General features: G+C 38.8%; 16 protein-coding genes. 13 read left to right on the top strand and 3 right to left on the bottom strand.

Annotation, left to right across the window (positions count from 1 at the left end):
* The first annotated feature begins 10 nt into the window (after positions 1 to 10).
* The 6 genes from pcrA to gatB all read left to right on the top strand — a co-directional run bounded on the left by pcrA (position 11) and on the right by gatB (position 8,817).
* Complete coding sequence (pcrA, locus tag C406_RS0116275; RefSeq protein ID WP_017381719.1) at positions 11 to 2,242, top strand: DNA helicase PcrA; 2,232 nt, start codon at positions 11 to 13, stop codon at positions 2,240 to 2,242.
* A 108-nt stretch (positions 2,243 to 2,350) separates the two neighbouring features.
* Entirely contained in the window at positions 2,351 to 4,357 is a 2,007-nt protein-coding gene (gene ligA / locus C406_RS0116280) for an NAD-dependent DNA ligase LigA (RefSeq protein WP_017381720.1), read from the top strand.
* A gap of 16 nt (positions 4,358 to 4,373) precedes the next feature.
* The gene (locus tag C406_RS0116285; protein WP_017381721.1) at positions 4,374 to 5,516 is read left to right on the top strand and encodes a CamS family sex pheromone protein; all 1,143 of its coding nucleotides are present in this window, start codon (positions 4,374 to 4,376) and stop codon (positions 5,514 to 5,516) included.
* Between the two features lie 88 nt (positions 5,517 to 5,604).
* Positions 5,605 to 5,895: an Asp-tRNA(Asn)/Glu-tRNA(Gln) amidotransferase subunit GatC gene (gene gatC / locus C406_RS0116290; RefSeq protein WP_017381722.1), complete on the top strand. Its 291-nt coding sequence runs from the start codon at positions 5,605 to 5,607 to the stop codon at positions 5,893 to 5,895.
* A 25-nt stretch (positions 5,896 to 5,920) separates the two neighbouring features.
* Positions 5,921 to 7,390, top strand: coding sequence for an Asp-tRNA(Asn)/Glu-tRNA(Gln) amidotransferase subunit GatA (gatA, locus tag C406_RS0116295; RefSeq protein WP_017381723.1), 1,470 nt, complete (start codon positions 5,921 to 5,923; stop codon positions 7,388 to 7,390).
* Positions 7,387 to 8,817 (top strand): Asp-tRNA(Asn)/Glu-tRNA(Gln) amidotransferase subunit GatB, encoded by a 1,431-nt coding sequence (gatB, locus tag C406_RS0116300; protein WP_017381724.1) that lies wholly within the window; start codon positions 7,387 to 7,389, stop codon positions 8,815 to 8,817. Before gatA ends, gatB begins: the two co-directional genes overlap by 4 nt.
* Positions 8,818 to 9,734: 917 nt before the next feature.
* Here the strand turns inward: gatB and C406_RS0116310 are convergent.
* Positions 9,735 to 11,063, bottom strand: coding sequence for a TrkH family potassium uptake protein (locus tag C406_RS0116310; protein ID WP_017381726.1), 1,329 nt, complete (start codon positions 11,061 to 11,063; stop codon positions 9,735 to 9,737).
* Between the two features lie 130 nt (positions 11,064 to 11,193).
* Here C406_RS0116310 and C406_RS0116315 point away from each other — a divergent pair, with 130 nt between their 5' ends.
* Positions 11,194 to 11,763, top strand: coding sequence for a thioredoxin family protein (locus C406_RS0116315; protein WP_017381727.1), 570 nt, complete (start codon positions 11,194 to 11,196; stop codon positions 11,761 to 11,763).
* 218 nt (positions 11,764 to 11,981) lie between these two features.
* On the top strand, positions 11,982 to 12,896 hold the full coding sequence (locus tag C406_RS0116320; RefSeq protein ID WP_017381728.1) for a diacylglycerol kinase: 915 nt from the start codon (positions 11,982 to 11,984) through the stop codon (positions 12,894 to 12,896).
* Positions 12,897 to 13,011: 115 nt separating this feature from the next.
* Here C406_RS0116320 and C406_RS0116325 read toward each other — a convergent pair whose 3' ends face one another.
* A complete protein-coding gene (locus C406_RS0116325) occupies positions 13,012 to 13,440 on the bottom strand; it encodes an NUDIX hydrolase (protein WP_017381729.1) in 429 nt (142 codons plus the stop codon).
* A gap of 152 nt (positions 13,441 to 13,592) precedes the next feature.
* Here C406_RS0116325 and C406_RS21295 point away from each other — a divergent pair, with 152 nt between their 5' ends.
* The 4 genes from C406_RS21295 to cydS are packed head-to-tail and all read left to right on the top strand — an operon-like array spanning position 13,593 to position 16,219.
* The gene (locus C406_RS21295) at positions 13,593 to 13,715 is read left to right on the top strand and encodes a hypothetical protein (protein ID WP_017381730.1); all 123 of its coding nucleotides are present in this window, start codon (positions 13,593 to 13,595) and stop codon (positions 13,713 to 13,715) included.
* Positions 13,716 to 13,730: 15 nt separating this feature from the next.
* Positions 13,731 to 15,077 (top strand): cytochrome ubiquinol oxidase subunit I, encoded by a 1,347-nt coding sequence (locus C406_RS0116335; RefSeq protein WP_017381731.1) that lies wholly within the window; start codon positions 13,731 to 13,733, stop codon positions 15,075 to 15,077.
* Positions 15,074 to 16,099, top strand: a complete 1,026-nt coding sequence (locus C406_RS0116340) for a cytochrome d ubiquinol oxidase subunit II (RefSeq protein WP_017381732.1) — start codon at positions 15,074 to 15,076, stop codon at positions 16,097 to 16,099. Before C406_RS0116335 ends, C406_RS0116340 begins: the two co-directional genes overlap by 4 nt.
* Before the next feature lie 12 nt (positions 16,100 to 16,111).
* Positions 16,112 to 16,219: a cytochrome bd oxidase small subunit CydS gene (gene cydS, locus C406_RS21425; protein WP_017381733.1), complete on the top strand. Its 108-nt coding sequence runs from the start codon at positions 16,112 to 16,114 to the stop codon at positions 16,217 to 16,219.
* 132 nt (positions 16,220 to 16,351) lie between these two features.
* Here cydS and C406_RS0116350 read toward each other — a convergent pair whose 3' ends face one another.
* Positions 16,352 to 16,894 carry a flavoprotein gene (locus tag C406_RS0116350; RefSeq protein ID WP_017381734.1) on the bottom strand — a complete coding sequence of 181 codons (543 nt, stop codon included), beginning with the start codon at positions 16,892 to 16,894 and terminating at the stop codon, positions 16,352 to 16,354.
* 322 nt (positions 16,895 to 17,216) lie between these two features.
* On the opposite strand from C406_RS0116350, the gene C406_RS0116355 reads away from it, so the two are divergent.
* Positions 17,217 to 18,482, top strand: coding sequence for an MFS transporter (locus C406_RS0116355; protein WP_017381735.1), 1,266 nt, complete (start codon positions 17,217 to 17,219; stop codon positions 18,480 to 18,482).
* Positions 18,483 to 19,171 lie beyond the last annotated feature (689 nt).

Raw genomic sequence — 19,171 nt, forward strand, 5'->3', positions numbered from 1 at the left:
ATGGTGCACTATGGAAGTTGTTGTAAAGAACTTATTAAAAGGGATGAATCCCGAACAAGAAAGAGCCGTAAAAGCAACTGAAGGACCTCTTCTTATCATGGCTGGAGCGGGTTCAGGTAAAACGCGTGTATTAACGCATAGAATCGCTTATTTAGTCGTAGAAAAAGACGTATATCCTTCTAAAATATTAGCCATTACATTTACTAATAAAGCGGCAAAAGAAATGCGTAATCGTATAGATGGAATACTTGGTAATGGTACAGGAAATAGTATGTGGGTATCGACATTCCACTCGATGTGCGTGCGTATTTTACGCCGTGACATTGATAAACTTGGTTATTCAAAAAGCTTCTCTATTTTAGATACATCGGAGCAGTTAACCGTGATTAAACGTATTTTAAAAGACCAAAATATTGATCCGAAAAAATATGATCCACGTTCGATGTTAAATGTTATTAGCTCTGCAAAAAATGAGTGCATAGACGCCGAAACATTTGCGGGTCAAGCAAATCAATTTAATCCGTTCGAGAAGACAGCATCAGAAGTTTACACAGCGTATAATAAACGTCTTCGTAAAAATCAATCCCTCGACTTTGATGATTTAATCATGACAACTTTAACTCTCTTCAAACGTGTCCCAGAGGTCTTGGAGTTTTATCAAAATAAATTTCACTATATTCATGTCGATGAGTACCAAGATACGAATAAAGCCCAATATGAAGTGGTACAAATGTTAGCGAAGAAATTTAATAACCTATGTGTAGTTGGTGACTCGGATCAATCAATTTATCGCTGGCGTGGAGCAGACATTCAAAATATCATGTCTTTTGAAAAAGATTATCCAAAGGCACAAGTCATTATGCTTGAGCAAAACTATCGCTCAACCAAGCATATTTTAAAGGCAGCCAATGACGTTATTGGAAATAACACGGGGCGTTTTCCAAAAGAATTGCGAACTGATAATGGTCCCGGCGAACAGATAAATCTCTATAAAGCATATGACGAACAGCAGGAATCACAATTTGTTGTCAAAACGATTCAAGAATTGATGCAAAAAGACAATCGTCGTTTCGATGACTTTGCAGTTTTATATCGTACCAACGCACAGTCTCGAGTGATGGAGGAAGTATTGCTTAAATCAAATATGTCCTACACCATTGTTGGCGGTACGAAGTTCTATGACCGCAAAGAGATTAAAGACTTACTATGTTATTTACGATTAATTGCCAACAATGAAGATGACTTAGCGCTCGCACGTGTCATAAACGAACCGAAGCGAAACATTGGGGCCACCTCCTTTGAACGAATGGCAAGATTTGCACTTGAACAAGATCGTTCAATTTTTGATGCACTTCAAGAAGTCGACTTCATGGGCTTGCCTGCTAGAGCTGCAAACGAAGCAGCTAAATTCCACCAAATGATGGATGGATTCAGTAAGATGCAGGAGTTTCTTTCTGTCACAGAGCTCGTTGAACAAGTGTTAGATAAAAGCGGGTATCGTACCATGCTGCGCAACGAAAAGACCATTGAATCAGAAAGTCGTATGGAAAATATTGAAGAGTTTTTATCTGTAACCAAAGCGTTTGAAGAACGCAGCGAAGATAAAACACTCGTTTCATTCTTAACTGATTTAGCGCTAATTTCAGATTTAGATAAGTTAGATAATGATGAAGATGTATCTAAAGGGAAAGTGGTCCTGATGACGATGCACGCTGCCAAAGGACTTGAGTTTCCAGTGGTGTTCATTATTGGTGTAGAGGAGAACGTCTTTCCACACTCACGTTCAATCGGCGACAATGACGAAATGGAAGAAGAGCGTCGTCTTATGTACGTAGGAATTACACGTGCTGAAGAACGTTTATATATAACATGTGCACAAACGCGAACATTGTTTGGTCGTAGTGGCTATAACAACCCTTCCCGATTTATCGCGGAGATTTCAGAAGATATAGTAGAACAAGTCACCTTGAAAAAGTCTGCTGGTACTGGAAAAAGTAAAACTACCCGTCGAGCTGTTACTAGCACAACACGACCAGCTGTTGAACGACCTGAATATAAAACTTCAGGCGGTGACAAGCTTGGATGGACAACCGGTGATAAAGCCGTTCATAAAAAATGGGGCGTAGGTACAGTTGTAAGTGTACGTGGCGAAGGTGAAAACACAGAAATCGATATTGCTTTCCCAAGTCCAATCGGTATTAAACGATTATTAGCTAAGTTTGCACCAGTTGAAAAAGGTTGACGCTAGGTAGTTTAAAAAGTCCGTTCAAAATAGCTGTTGCAGTTGTTGCTTCTTATAATGCCACTTTTAAACCTGTTATTAAAGATGATCGAGTGGAGGAAAGATTCAATGGATAGAGTACAATTAGAACAACGTGTAAAAGAACTCAATCAACTATTACACGATACAGGCTATGCCTATTATGTGCTAGATCAACCGCTCGTACCTGACGCGGTTTACGACCAATATTTACAGGAACTCATGGCAATTGAAAGTGAATTTCCTGATTTAATTTATCCGGATTCTCCAACTCAACGTGTGGGGGGAAAGATTCTTCAAGGATTTCATAAAGTATCACACACATATCCGATGCTTAGTTTATCAAATGCATTTGGTCGAGGCGATTTAGACGATTTTGACAGACGTATTCGAGCAAATATTGGAGATGATTTTTCCTATATTTGTGAATTAAAAATAGATGGTTTGGCCATTTCACTTAGTTATGAAGATGGTGTCTTTGTTCGCGGGGCAACTCGTGGAGATGGTCGTATTGGGGAAGATATTACGGAGAATTTAAAAACGATTCGTTCGATTCCCTTACGTTTAAAAAAACCCATCACGCTTGAAGTTCGTGGAGAAGCCTATATGCCCAAAAAATCATTTAACTCTTTAAATGATTTTCGTGTGGCAAACGAAGAAGAGAAATTTGCCAATCCACGAAATGCAGCAGCTGGATCATTGCGTCAACTTGACCCGAAAATCGCTGCCAGTCGAAACCTTGCCATTTTTGTTTATGGAATTGGTGGAGACGGAGAAGCATATCAACTAGATGGTCACGCACAAGCTCTCGATTATTTAGATGACTTAGGATTTCAAACGAATAAGGAACGACAGTCATGCCACTCCATAGACGAGGTACAAGCGTATATAGAAAAGTGGACAGCCGATCGACCAAATTTACCATATGAAATCGATGGAATTGTCATTAAAATAAATCGTTATGTTCACCAACAAGATCTAGGATTTACAGCGAAAAGTCCAAGATGGGCAACGGCGTATAAATTCCCAGCTGAAGAAGTCGTTACGACACTGCTCAATATTGAATTAACAGTAGGTCGTACAGGTGCTTTAACGCCTACTGCGATACTACAACCGGTGCAAGTGGCAGGAACGACAGTGGGACGTGCTTCCTTACATAATGAAGATGTGATTCGTGAAAAAGACGTTCGCATTGGAGACACGGTCATCATTCGTAAAGCTGGCGACATTATCCCTGAAGTTGTGGCAGTGGTACTTGGAGAACGTAAAGAGGATTCGACTGCGTATAAAATGCCCACTCATTGTCCTGTTTGTGAAAGTGAACTTGTTCGAATCGAAGGGGAAGTGGCTCTTCGTTGTGTGAACCCCCAATGTCCTGCCCAAATTACTGAAGGACTGATACATTTTGTGTCACGCAATGCGATGAATATCGAAGGACTCGGTGAAAAAGTGGTGGAGCAGTTGTTTCGCGAAGGACTTATTCATGACGTCTCAGATATGTTTACGCTAACGAAAGATCAATTGATTCAACTGGATCGTATGGGTGATAAATCAGCCACTAATCTAATCACTGCAATTGAAGCATCAAAACAAAATTCAATGGAACGTGTGTTATTTGGATTAGGAATACGCCATGTTGGGGAGAAAGCGGCTAAAATTTTGGCTGAAGAATTCGAAGATATGAAGACACTTGCGCAAGCAACGCCAGAACAACTCGTTGCGGTTCATGAAATCGGTGACAAAATGGCGGATTCGGTTATTAGCTATTTTGACAATGAAAAAGTGAAAGATTTAATCGAACGACTTGATAATCTTGGAGTGAACTTGTCCTACACAGGAAAAAAAGTGGATCTATCCAACTTAGATCATGTGTTAACTGGTAAAACAGTGGTGTTAACCGGAAAATTGGAACAATTGACACGACAAGAAGCAAAAGAGAAAATAGAACAGGTAGGCGGAACCGTCTCTGGTAGTGTCAGTAAAAAAACAGACATTGTCATCGCTGGTGAAGATGCAGGTTCAAAACTAGATAAAGCCAATACTTTAGGCATTCCAGTATGGGATGAAAATCGCCTGATTGAAGAATTAAACCAGTGAAGGAGCCCTTCCGATAATGAAACGATTTAGCTGGATTCCAGCCATGATTTCTATAGCGTTACTTTCAGGATGTATGCCAAACGCAGATAAAGATACGGAAGTCATCACTGAAACAGAAAAGACCAAAGAGGCGTCTGCAATTATTCCGAGTGTGCAAATATCTGAACAATATTACCGTACGCTTTTACCTTATGAACAAAGTGCCAGTAGAGGTTTAGTCGTCTCCAAAATATTTACAAAATATGATTTAAAAGAAGTTGAAAACGGTTTACTTCGTTTATCTCAACGAACGTTTTCACCAGACGATTACTTTTTTCAAGAAGGTCAAACTCTTGATAGTAATAGACTAAATCAATGGTTAGCAAGAAGTTCACAAACGGAATCCGGCTTAAATCCTCCTCGACCAAAGGAAGGCAATATGACAGCTGAATTAGCCAAAACAGCACCTGTGTATTTGGCACATATTGTGGAACAAAACTATTTAGTTAAAACAAAAGATAATAAAATCCAACTCGCTGGTATTTCCATCGGACTTGCCATGAACTCTAACTACTATTATCAAAAAGAAGATTTTGGTGCAACATACGAAGAGTCAATTCCACAAGCTAAAATCAAAGAAAATGGTAGAAAGATGGCAAATGAAATTGTTAAACGTATGCGTGCAATGGAAGGTCTGGAGAACATCCCTATTACAGTGGGTATATTTAAACAAGAGAGTCGTAACTCGATTGTTCCAGGCAGTTATTTTGAGTACGGAGTCGCAGCTAAAGGAAAAGCAGCTTTAGATGGTTGGACAAGCTTGAATGAAGAATATGTACTATTCCCTCAACCCATAACTGAGGAAAAATATCGTGATGTCGGCCAATCATTTAATAACTTTAAACAAGATATAGAAAAGTATTTTTCGAACTATACAAGTGTTGTTGGAACTGGATTCTATCAAGATGATAGTATAAAAAAAATGACGATTGAAATACCGATTCAATTTTATGGAGCGGCTGAACTAGTAGGTTTCACCCAATATATGACCGGACTAGTGATGGACCATTTCCCAGCTTCCATGCATGTAGAAGTAAATGTCACTTCGATTAACGGAGCGGAAGCATTGGTCATTAAAAAAGCCGATGAAACTGAACCGTATGTTCACATTTACGACTAGTCAAAAGGTAGGAATAGCTTAAATGCTGTTTCTATGCGAAAAAAATGATATGATATTGGGTATGATTGTGAATTCGGAGGTGTGAAAAATGGCGAATATAACAAAAGAAGAAGTAAAACATGTAGCCCATTTAGCTCGTCTTGCCATTACAGATGAAGATGCTGAAATGTTTGCAGGTCAACTTGAGGCAATTACTAATTTTGCTGAGCAATTAAATGAACTAGACACAACAAATGTAGTACCAACAACACATGTCTTACCATTAGTAAATGTCATGCGTGAAGATAAGTCAGTCCCAGGACTAGACCGTGACAAAATGATGAAAAATGTTCGTGAGCAAGAAGCGGGCCAAGTAAAAGTACCATCAATCTTAGACTGAATTTTGAAGTAAGGAGGGACTCCACATGACATTATTTAACCACTCAGCTAGTGAACTTCAAGCAAAGATACATAACAAAGAACTCTCAATTGCTGATTTGACAGCTGAAGCGTATAACCGTATTGAATCTTTAGACGGCGACGTTAAAGCCTTTTTAGCATTAAATAAAGAACAAGCAAGTGCGCAAGCAAAAGAAATGGACCAAGTACCTGTTTCTGAACGTGGACCTTTATTTGGTTTACCGATTGGCGTAAAAGACAATATCGTAACAGAAGGTTTAGAAACAACAAGTGGTTCTAAAATCTTGCAAGGATTCAACCCAATTTATGACGCAACAGTTGTTCGCAAACTACGCGAAGCTGGTATGATCACGATTGGTAAATTAAACATGGATGAATTCGCAATGGGTTCATCTACTGAAAACTCTGCTTACCAAATCACACGCAACCCGTGGGATTTAGAACGAGTTCCAGGTGGTTCATCAGGTGGCTCTGCAGCTTCAGTCGCTGCAGGTGAAGTACCGTTTTCTTTAGGATCAGATACAGGCGGTTCAATTCGTCAGCCTGCCGCATTCTGTGGTGTTGTTGGAATGAAACCAACTTACGGACGTGTATCTCGTTTTGGACTAATAGCTTTCGCATCATCTCTTGACCAAATTGGGCCAATTACGCGTAACGTAAGAGACAATGCTCTATTACTTGAAGCAATTTCAGGTGTCGATGAAAACGATACAACTTCTGCAAATGTAGATGTACCAAGCTTTGTAGAGTCATTAACTGGTGATATTAAAGGACTTCGTATAGGTGTTCCTGCAGAATATTTAGGAGAGGGTGTTAGCGAAGATGTGAAGCAATCTGTGTTAGAAGCGTTAAAAGTGTTAGAATCACTTGGCGCAACATGGGAAGAAGTTTCACTTCCGCACTCTAAATTCGGCTTAGCAACTTATTACTTACTTTCTTCATCTGAAGCATCATCTAACTTGGCTCGTTTTGACGGAATTCGTTATGGTTTCCGCGCAGAAAACGTTGATTCGTTAATTGATTTATATAAAGAAACACGTGCTCAAGGTTTCGGTAACGAAGTAAAACGTCGTATCATGCTTGGAACATTCGCACTTAGCGCAGGTTCTTATGATGCGTATTACAAAAAAGCGCAACAAGTTCGTACATTGATCAAACAAGATTTTGATCAAGTATTCGAAAAATACGATGTCATTATTGGACCAACTACGCCAACACCAGCATTTAAAGTGGGCGAGAAAAACGCTGATCCATTAACAATGTATGCAAATGATATTTTAACAATCCCTGTAAACTTAGCAGGTGTTCCAGGAATTTCGATTCCATGTGGTTTCTCTGAAGGTTTACCACTTGGTCTGCAAATTATCGGGAAACACTTTGACGAAGCAACGATTTATCGTGTTGCACATGCCTACGAGCAAGCAACGAGCTTCCATAAAGAAACTCCTCAAATTTGGGAGGGAGCACAATCATGAACTTTGAAACAGTTATTGGTTTAGAAATTCACGTAGAATTGAAAACAGAATCAAAAATGTTTTCACCATCACCAAACCATTTTGGTGCAGAACCAAATACCAATACACATGTAATCGACCTTGGATATCCAGGTGTATTACCTGTTGTTAATAAACGTGCAATTGATTTCGGTATGAAAGCCGCAATGGCCTTGAACTGTGAAATCTCGACACACTCAAAATTCGATCGCAAAAATTACTTCTATCCAGATAATCCAAAAGCATACCAAATCTCTCAATTCGATCAACCAATCGGTGAAAATGGATGGGTTGAAATTGAAGTTGACGGCTATAAAAAACGCATCGGAATTACTCGTTTGCATTTAGAAGAAGATGCTGGTAAATTGTCGCACACGGATAAAGGATATTCGCTAGTCGACTATAACCGTCAAGGTACGCCATTAATTGAAATCGTGTCGGAACCTGACATTCGCACACCAGCAGAAGCCTATGCGTACTTGGAAAAAGTGAAATCAATTATCCAGTACACAGGCGTTTCTGATTGTAAAATGGAAGAAGGCTCACTTCGCTGTGATGCTAATATTTCACTACGTCCTTACGGTCAAGAACAATTCGGTACAAAAGCAGAATTGAAAAACTTAAATTCATTTAGCTATGTACGTCGTGGCTTAGAACATGAAGAAGTGCGCCAAGCACAAGTCTTACTTTCTGGTGGAGAAATCTTACAAGAAACTCGTCGTTTTGACGATGCGACAGGCAAGACATTGCTCATGCGTGTGAAAGAAGGATCAGATGATTACCGTTACTTCCCAGAACCAGACTTAGTCGACTTAGTTATTGACCAAGAATGGATGGATCGTATCCGTTCAAGTATTCCTGAATTACCAGATGCTCGTAAAATACGCTACGTTGAAGAATTAGGCTTGCCGTCTTATGATGCAATGGTCTTAACGTTGACGAAAGAAATGTCTGATTTCTTCGAAGAAACGATTGCTTTAGGAGCTGATACGAAGCTTGCATCGAACTGGATGATGGGTGAAGTATCTGCATACTTAAATGTCGATCAAAAAGAGTTACATGATACGAAGCTAACGCCTGTAGGATTAGCAGGAATCATCAATTTAATCAGCGATGGTACGATTTCATCTAAAATAGCGAAAAAAGTTTTCAAAGAGCTTGCTGATAATGGTGGAACTGCTGAACAAGTCGTTAAAGATAAAGGCTTAGTTCAAATTTCAGATGAAGGTGCACTTCGTGACATTGTTACTAAAACACTTGATGCGAACGCACAATCAATTGAAGACTATAAAAATGGTAAAGATCGTGCAATTGGCTTCCTAGTCGGTCAAATCATGAAAGCTACAAAAGGACAAGCCAACCCACCGCTTGTTAATAAAATCTTACTTGATGAAATTTCAAAACGATAGATTGAAGCAAGCGACTCCAGATTATTGGGGTCGCTTTTTTTTGCCATTGTGCCCTAATTACGTTTCCGTGTCACTTTGGGGGGAACCCACAGCGCCATTACAACAAGAATTGAAGGGACGAGGGAAGCGATTAATACTGCGTCGACTGATTTTTTCGGGTCGCTTTAAACTGCACCATAACCTAGAAAATAAAAAGCCAAGGATTGTGACAGACAGAGTCACATTCCTTGGCTTTTTCCCATCAGGGAATCTTGGGGAGGGTATGCATCCGTGGCTTCCCTACAAACTTAACGCACACAGGGTTTGAAATTGGATTATTAGAGAATGGTCACTAATTTCATCGAAAACAGGTTGATGAAGACGCAATTTCGTCAACTTTCTGCTTGTTTGCAATCCTGAAAAACTACAAAGATGGATATTGCACACTGTAACGTGCTCGTTTCTTCAAAACGAGATGGCGAGCGACAGCTCAGTTGTAATTTTTGGCTGTCACGTTGTAAATACGGAAGATGACGTTGTAAAAAAAGACACTCACGTTGTAAAAATCACGGTTCACGTTGTAATAGTTAAATTATGGGAGTTTATGAACCCCCGTGATAATGTGAAATTCATTCATATGAAAAATTGCAGGTAGCATAAATAAAACACAAAACTATAATAAGAGGCCGCAACTGTATCTTCGGACGCGTACTTACTAAAAAGAGTCTATTCTCCCAATTACCAAACTCAAAACACTATGTGCATGTAGTTTCCAGGCGAGCGACGGATAAACAACCGCCGCAGGAATGCCTATACGAAAAAATTCGGTTGAAGTGACATGCCACTTCAACCGAATTTTTTGAGGTTATATTGCAGCTGGCTTGTGATCCAAAGCGACCTGGAAACTCTACTCACACAGAATGGTAAATCCATTTCCATCATCCTGTAAATATTTGATCATATGGATAGCGATAATGAACTTTTTTCAGCTTCATGAGTAAGAAGAATAGAGTAAGTGGACCAATTCTTCCTACAAACATGACCATACTAAGCAATACTTCGCCTAAGTCACTTAGTTGATTAGTAATTCCCATAGACAATCCGACAGTTCCAAAGGCGGAAACGACTTCAAAAGCGAGCGGCAAGAATGGGATTTTTTCCGTAACTGTTAGCATAAAGATAAAGGCAATTACAAGCAGTAAACTAATGGTAGTAATTGCGAGTGAGCGAATCACTGTATCAATACGAATGGAGCGACCGAACAAATCTGGTTCACCACGTTGGCGCAAGAATGCAATTGTGGCAAGTATGACAACAATAAACGTAGTTAATTTAATTCCTGATGCAGTAGATGCACTACCTCCACCAATAAACATCAGTAACATGGTAAATAGGAGAGTAGGATCTTCCATTACACCAATATTTAATGTGTTAAATCCAGCTGTACGAGGTGACACTCCCTGAAAATAGGAGGCCATAATTTTTTCATATAAGGGCATATTACCTAGCGTAGCAGGATTTCCGTATTCCAGTAAGAAAATAGTGAGGGCAGCTATAACATTAATCACAATAGTTCCGGTAATCATCATTTTTGTGTGAAGGGACCATTGGCGAAACGTCTTCTTTTGATAAATATCAATGACGACTGTAAATCCAAGTCCACCTAGTATGAACAATGCTGATAATACTATATTTACGATTGGATCGGCAGAGAAGCCGATTAAGTTATCAGGAAATAAGGAGAAGCCTGCGTTATTAAAAGCAGAAACCACATGAAAGACACTTAAATATAATGCATCTGTAAAACCGAATCTTGGCAACCAATGCAGTGTCATGATGACTATCGCAATGGCTTCAACCGTTAAAACAAAGGTTAAAATTAACTTTACTAAATTTACGATGCCACCAACTGAGTTTTGATTGAAAGATTCTTGCAAATAAACACGATGTTGAAGGCCAATTTTCTTTCCAAGCACAATCAGTAGGGCAACTGCAAATGTCATTAACCCGATACCACCACATTGTATGAGAAACAGTAAGACAAGTTGGCCAAATATAGTTAACGTAGTTCCTGGATCAAATACACTTAACCCAGTCACCGTTGTGGCGGAAGTGGCAACGAAAAGGGCATCTGTCCACGAAATAGGAGTTGTCGTTGCAAAAGGAAGCTTTAAACATAGGGTCCCCACAACGATTAAAAATAAAAAACTTCCTGCAATCAATAGAGGAGGTGAAACAGTAAAGCGCTTCTTTTTGATCCTATTCATACATACACTTCCTAGTTCAAAGAATCCAAAATAATAGATAACTCTATGCTTCATTAATTAGCTTGTCAACTAGAAATTTGATTCATCACAATGAACCAAGTAAACTGATAGGCAAGGAGGAGATACTACAATGAAAACTGAACAACAATACTTTGATGAAGCCATTTCTATACAACAGTATATGGAGAAAATGGACGCTCATAAAGACAATAGTTTTAGTATTTATGAACATTTCCAAGTTCCTCAGGACGATGAATTTATTGCTTTATTAAAAGAAAAATCACCAAAAATTTTAGGGATTACAGAAGATTGGTGCGGCGATGCCATGTTGAATAACCCGATTTTGCGACGCATTGCGGAAGCGGCAGAAATCGATGTAAAAGTTGTGTATCGAGACCAAAACTTAGAGTTAATAGACCAATACTTAATAAACGGAGGCCGCTCAATTCCTATCTATTTATTGATAAATGAAGATGGAAAAGTCATATCAAAGTGGGGACCACGTGCACCGAAGTTACAAGAATATGTGATGGGGCTTCGTGAAAATCTCCCTGCAGCTGATGATTCGAATTTTAATGACGAAAAAAAATTATTTATCGAGAAGGTTACAGCTGAGTATATAGCTACCCCAGAATACTGGTTATGGGTGTATGAAGACATTCGCAAAGAGTTTAATGCAGCTCTGCAAAAACAGTCATAATTGTCCAAGTGCATGCATTAATATATAATAGAGTAAATGGAGCCGGCAAACATTGCATGGCTTCTTTTATTGAGTTATAAACTAGTGAGATTTGCAAAGGCACTAATGACGGGGAATTGTGTGAATTGCCCTTTCCGATTTTCTTGTAATCATGGAACTTTATGTTGCGCTTATAGTCCTAGTAATTAATGAATATGTAATGCAGGAAGGAAATGTGTATGAAACGTGCACGTATTATTTATAACCCAACATCTGGTCGGGAATTATTTAGAAAGCATCTACCAGAAGTATTAGAAAGATTAGAGAAAGCAGGCTACGAAACATCTTGTCACGCAACGACCTGTGAAGGAGATGCGGTTGAGGCAGCTAAATATGCAGTGAACCGCGGATTTGATCTTGTCATAGCGGCAGGTGGAGATGGTACGCTAAATGAAGTCGTTGCAGGTATCAGTACATTTGAAAATCGTCCAAAGGTTGGATTAATTCCAATGGGGACCACAAATGATTTTGCTCGTGCACTACGTATCCCGCGGGACATAGAAAAAGCGGTTGATATTATAATAGCTGACGAAACGATTCCGGTAGATGTCGGTCGAGTAAATGATCGATACTTCATTAACATTGCCGGTGGTGGAAAAATGACTGAGCTCACCTATGATGTTCCAAGTAAATTGAAAACGGTGCTCGGTCAACTAGCCTACTATATAAAAGGCATCGAAATGATCCCTTCTATACGGGCTAGTCGTCTTCGCATTGAGTATGACGGAGATGTGTTTGAAGACGATGCCATGATGTTTTTAATCGGACTTACGAATTCTGTAGGAGGATTTGAAAAACTTGCCCCTGATTCGAGTATTAATGATGGGAAATTCACCTTACTCATTTTGAGAAAATGTCATATTGGGGAATTTATTCGATTAGCAACACTTGCGATTGGTGGCAATCATTTAGACGATCCACTGGTAGTTTATAAAAAAGCGAGTCACATTAAAGTGACATCTGAATCACATGTTCAGTTGAATTTGGATGGCGAATATGGAGGCAATGTGCCTGCTGTTTTTGAAAACTTACATCGTCATATCGAAATGTTTGTACCGATGAAAGATATTCGTGAACAAGATCGCCCAAATTAATAGGAAAGAGCGTTTCCCAGAATGACCGGGAAGCGCTCTTTTTGAATTTAACAAATTGTGAAAAAGACAGCAAAATCCCTCCAATACTTAAAATAGTTTAAGTAATTCTAATTTGTCACTGTAGAAATTCAAGTGCTCCATCCTGTGCACCTGCAAGCTTTGGTAATGTATCAATAGGTTCAAAGTGAAACTGGAATGTCATGCCGTTATCTTTTCCATCACTTATGACTTCATGCTCCCAGTTTTCTTGGTTCCCTGCATAGCCCAATTGAAAGAAATTACGTTCATAAACAATATCCTTTCCATATGGATAATAATTGTATTTATGAAGTTTTCCCATAAATGAAAGCTCATCTCGTGCGATGCCAGTTTCTTCGGTAATCTCACGATACAGCGCGTCAATTAATAGTTCGTCTTCTTCAATTGTGCCTCCAGGAACTTGCAATCCAGCTTCGGGTTCATTTTTTTGCTCAAAGACGAGTAATTCTAAATTCGGTTCCTGCCCTTTTGTAATGTACGCTAGTACCTTTTGCTTTTTTTCCATTTTAATCACCTCACTTTTTTTAGTATGAGTTACTTATAATACTAATTATTCGGAAACTTCGCAATATATTTTTTTTAAAGCTTTCACATTTCTATCACAAGTCCGTGACAAAATGGATGCATCCCGTTATTTTGAATGAAGGAAAATGAGGTATGATAACAAGTAAGGATGGTGACGTCATGTATAAGAAACAAGAGAAGAGATTGATGTGGCTTATATTTATCGTAGTAGCTATTCTGATGTTATCAATACTTGTTCGGATTTTCGTAAGTTAATAGGAGGTTAGTCAAGTGGACAATGAACAGGCGGTATTCTATAGTCGTGTATTAACTGAATTGACACTATCGTTTCATATTATTTATGCCACGATTGGCGTAGGTATACCACTGATGATTATGATTGCCCAGTGGGTGGGAATTAAGAAAAATGATGAACACTATATATTACTAGCAAGACGTTGGGCACGTGGATTCGTCATCACGGTAGCTGTAGGGGTAGTAACCGGAACCGCCATTGGTCTTCAATTGGCGTTATTGTGGCCAAACTTTATGGAACTGGCAGGTAATGTGATTGCCTTGCCTTTATTTATGGAAACATTTGCGTTTTTCTTTGAAGCCATTTTCTTAGGTATTTATTTATATACTTGGGATCGCTTTGACAATCAGAAAAAGCATTTATTACTACTTATCCCAGTGGCTGTTGGGGCCTCTTTTTCGGCTGTATTTATTACGATAGTAAATGCCTTTATGAATGCACCACAAGGATTTGATTTGGTAGATGGGGAATTAATCAATATTAACCCACTGCTTGCTATGTTTAACCCAGCAATGCCAACAAAAGTAGCTCATGTCGTGTCAACAGCATACATGACGTCTGCATTCGTGTTAGCGTCAATTGCTGCTTTCCGTTTATTAAAAGGCTCAAATCATGTGTATCATAAAAAAGCATTATTCTTAACGATGAAAGTCGGATTAGTATTCGCCATATCAACAGCAATTATCGGAGACTTCTCAGGGAAGTACTTAGCAGAATACCAACCCGAAAAATTAGCTGCAGCTGAGTGGCATTTTGAAACGGAAGAGAATGCTCCATTGATCATGTACGGTGTTTTAGAAGATGGCGAAGTGAAGTATGCTATTAAAATTCCTTACGCACTTAGCATATTGGCACATGGTAATCCGTTTGCAGAAGTTAAGGGACTCGATCAATTTCCTGAAGATGAAGTGCCACCATTATATATTCATTACTTATTCGATATTATGGTGACCATTGGTATGTGGTTAGCATTTCTATCTGCGTTATTTGTTTTTGCAACATGGCGTAAATGGTCATTTATACAAACTAAATGGTTCCGTTGGTTACTTGTTGCAGGTGGACCTTTGGCGATAATTGCGATTGAAGCGGGATGGTGGTTCGCGGAAGTCGGTCGTCAACCATGGGTATTACGAGGCATCATGCGCACTGAAGATGCGGCAACTACGAGTGGTCAAGTTGATATCATGCTCGCGCTATTCGCTGGACTTTACTTGATTCTTGGAGTCGGCAGTATAGTTGTTCTTAGACGCATGTTCAAAAGGAATCCAGTGGAACAAGAAATTGAAGATCGACGTAAAGAAAAAGGCGGTGACATTCATTGACACTCGAAATTATCGGAATTTCCGTCTTATGGATGTTTTTGTTCGGTTATGTCATCGTAGCATCTATTGACTTTGGTGCTGGATTTTTCAATGCATACAACATATTAACCAGAAGAGAACATATTTTAACCAATGTTATTCAACGCTACTTATCGCCTGTTTGGGAAGTAACTAATGTATTTCTTGTGTTCTTCTTTGTTGGCGTAATCGGGTTCTTCCCGAAAACAGCGTTCTATTATGGGACAACACTATTAGTACCAGTAAGTATCGCGATTATCTTACTGGCAATACGAGGTTCGTATTACGCATTTGCTATGTATGGCTCATACGGGCACAAAGGATACACCTTCATGTATGGGATGGCCGGTTTATTCATCCCAGCATCGCTGTCTATCGTATTGACGATTTCTGAAGGTGGTTTTATATCGATGGTTAATGACTATCCCGTATTAGATTACTGGGAACTATTAACAAGTCCTTTAACCTGGAGTATTTTTGTGCTCAGTATAACCGCGTTGCTGTACATTTCAGCCGTATTTTTAACGTGGTATGCAAATAAAGCAGGAGACACTTCAGCCACTGAATTACTACGTAAATACGCGCTAATCTGGGCGTTACCAACGATGGTTACAGCAGGCGGGATCATTTTCGAATTACGAAGTCATAATCCTGAACACTATGCACGAATTCTCGATTTATGGTGGGTATTCGGACTGTCATTCTTACTGTTTATAGGTACAGTGTGGTTCATCTTGAAACGTGAAAAATATGGTCTTGCATTCGGATTGTTAGTGGGTCAATTTGCTTTAGCCTTTTTCGGTTACGGAGTCTCACATTATCCATACTTGTTGTATCCGTATTTAACGATTTACGATAGTTTCACGAATGAAGCGATGGCGATTGCTTTGATTACGGCGTTTATTGCAGGGCTAGGTCTATTGCTACCATCGTTGTATTTATTGTTAAGACTGTTTCTATTCAATAAAGATTATGTTCGTGGAAATAAGGATCATCATACGTAAGGAGGCATTTACATGACCAGTTTTTTAATATTTTACGCACCATTTATTGTGTTAATTGGTGCACTTATTACGGCATTTTGGTTCGCTTCTAAAGATGGACCTGTCAGGGAAAAAGAATAACAAAAAACGCTTGGATATGATTCATTATCCAAGCGTTTTTTTGATAAGGTAAGAAACTTCTATGTCATGACTATTCCGGTTCGCTATAGACAGCAGACCCCTAAGCTAACCTACCATGGAGCAGTTAAACTATCATACATACTCTGCAATAAAACGGCAAACTTCCCTTGGTGTTGGTATTGAACCTCCTGTGATGATGGAGGTGCCGCTATGATTTGGATTTGGTGAAGGATATACAATAAATCCATCCTCACGTAGAATTTCAACATTACGTTGGACATTATTCTTTTTCCACATGCCTAAGTACATACTAGGGAATAAAATAGTAGGTGTATCAGCAGCAAGTATTGTTGCCGAAACAATATCCTGTGCAAAACCATGGGCTGTTTTAGCAAGTGTATTTGCTGAAGCGGGTAGAATAATGATAACGTCTGACCAGTGTGTTAGCTCAACATGGGGCATTTTAAATTCTCCTTTTTCAGATAAATCCACAAAAACTTTGCCATCTATACTATGAATTAGTGTACTTGCTGGAATAAAGGTTTGTGCAGATGGTGTCATCATAATATGCATTCGACAGTTAAAATGGTTTTGTATCTCTGTTATGTAAGGATAAATATTCAATAAATTAATTGAACCTGTTAAACCTAGTAATATATTTGTGGGACGTGACAAGATTAATTCACCTCAAGTTATTAGTTGATTTCTTAATAAGAATAATGGTTTTGCATGTTCTGTTACATCAATTCTTCTAGCATAGAATGACTAGTCTAAGTATTTATTTTAGCACAAATCTAAGAGTATCTTGAAAAATCAGGAGAAAATTAAAATCATTCGAACAAATGAAGCTCTTGTGTTGCGAGTTAAACACGTGAAGGCTTCTTTTCTTTGGAGAAATTTATGATTCAGTCAATCTACAGTCAATATCTTTCCAACCACAATTGTTTGAAGAATTGCGTATACTATTAAAATCATAGAATTAATGGGAGTAGTGATATTGGATAAGCACGATAGCAAGTATCGATGGGTCGTTTTTGCGACAGTATTGACTGCTTACTTATTAATTGTAAGTCAAAGAACAGCACCAGGATTAATTTCCTATCAGTTAATGAAAGATTTTAGTGTGACGGCTTCAACTATTGGATTACTGACAAGTATTCAATTTTTTGCGTATGCCAGTTTACAAATTCCTATTGGGATATTGTCAGACCGTTTTGGCCCCAATATTTTTCTGATTGGGGGGACATTATTGACAGGGGTGGGCACTTTAATTTACAGTATTGCCCCGAGTGAGTCATTTTTATTTCTTGCCAGATTATTGGTCGGTGTAGGAGACGCTACGATTTGGGTTAATTTAGTTTTGATTTTGAGCATGTGGTTTAAGGTAAATGAATATATAGGTTTGCTTGGTATAGCGGGAATGACAGGGAGTTTTGGGTTCTTGCTGGCTTCTGTTCCTTTTTCGGTTTGGATTTCTTTAACTGGCTGGAGAGTGCCATTTTTTACAATGGGGATAATATTATGTCTTTGGGCAGCTCTTCTATATTTTGTACTAGTTAAAAGGCCGAAACAAATGGATAAAGGTCATCCCATAAATAAACCTATTGAGAAAATAGAACTAAAACGAGAGAACCCAGTCGTAATTCTACGTCGAGTTTTTTCGGATCCACATGCATGGGCCACCTTCTTTTGTCACTTTGGGGTTGTGGGTACGTATATAGGATTTATCGGTTCATGGGCTGTTCCATATGGGATGGATATGTATGACATGACAAGATCACATGCTAGTCAGCTCATTATGATTGGTCTTATTGGGGCAATCATCGGGGCTCCTCTAACCAGTTGGATTTCAATTCGAATAGGCTCAATTAAACGTTCCTATATTATGGTTCATGTGATTGTGTTGGGTAGTTGGGCAGCATTTCTTTTATTTAGTGGGAAGCCGCCTTACTCTGTACTCGTGGTGCTTTTCTTTTTGATTGGTTATGGAAGTGGCGCCAGTGCTTTAACATTTGTGATTGTACGTAAGTCCTTTAATCAAAATGAAGTTGGCGTGGTTTCTGGATTTGCAAATACCGGGGGATTTTTGAGTGCTGTGCTGCTGCCAAGTATTTTCGGGAAAGTATTAGATCATTTTCATATGGTGGATATTAGTGTTGGCTATAATTTTGGTTTCATAATACCTGTTGTATTCTCCATAATTGGCTTAACCGGAGCTCTTTTCTTAATGGAACATCGCCTACCAAAGATTCAGTTGGAGTAAGAATCTCGTCTCGTAAGAAGAGCGTTTGAGTGACTCGAATTGAGCCTTTTTTAGGTCAATTGAATCGTTAGGCTGAAGCATGTTTTTACCGTGCCTAACGCGCTGTGGCTTGATATGGAGTGTGACGCCTTCCACACTCCACATCAAGGCTAATAGTTAATTCGTAGAGTTCCCTTATTAAAGTAAAAAACTTTCCGAGTATCATTGAGTACGTTATAAACTAAATAAATTCACTGTATATTATGTTTCCATAAAGTTAGAAGTATCGTTACATATGTTGAATATAGTAATAAATCATACTGTGTATAAAGGGAGGCTAGTGGACGAGCCTTATAAGTTATCTTAAACTTGGGTAGATGGTCCGATAAACACTACAGTTACATGGACATTGAAGCAAGAGGATGGAATAAGACTTGTTTAGTTAGATTAGCTAACGAATAGGAAACAGTAAGCAGCTTAGTATTGTACTGAGCCGTTTGCTTTGAAAAACTAAATTTTTTGAATTAAGAGGATATTAATATGAAAATATAAATTAACTGTTTAGTTGCCTTCTCACCAGAAAATTATGCAAGCTTGCCAAGTTGATCATGGAAAATGATTCAAGGTTGATGAATAATTTAAGTAAAGCCAAAACACGGCAAAAATAGTTGGGGAAATTGAGAATGATCATTCTTGACTGTCAGCTGATC

The sequence above is a fragment of the Paenisporosarcina sp. TG-14 genome (assembly GCF_000297555.1).
In the GTDB taxonomy this organism is placed as follows: domain Bacteria; phylum Bacillota; class Bacilli; order Bacillales_A; family Planococcaceae; genus Paenisporosarcina; species Paenisporosarcina antarctica.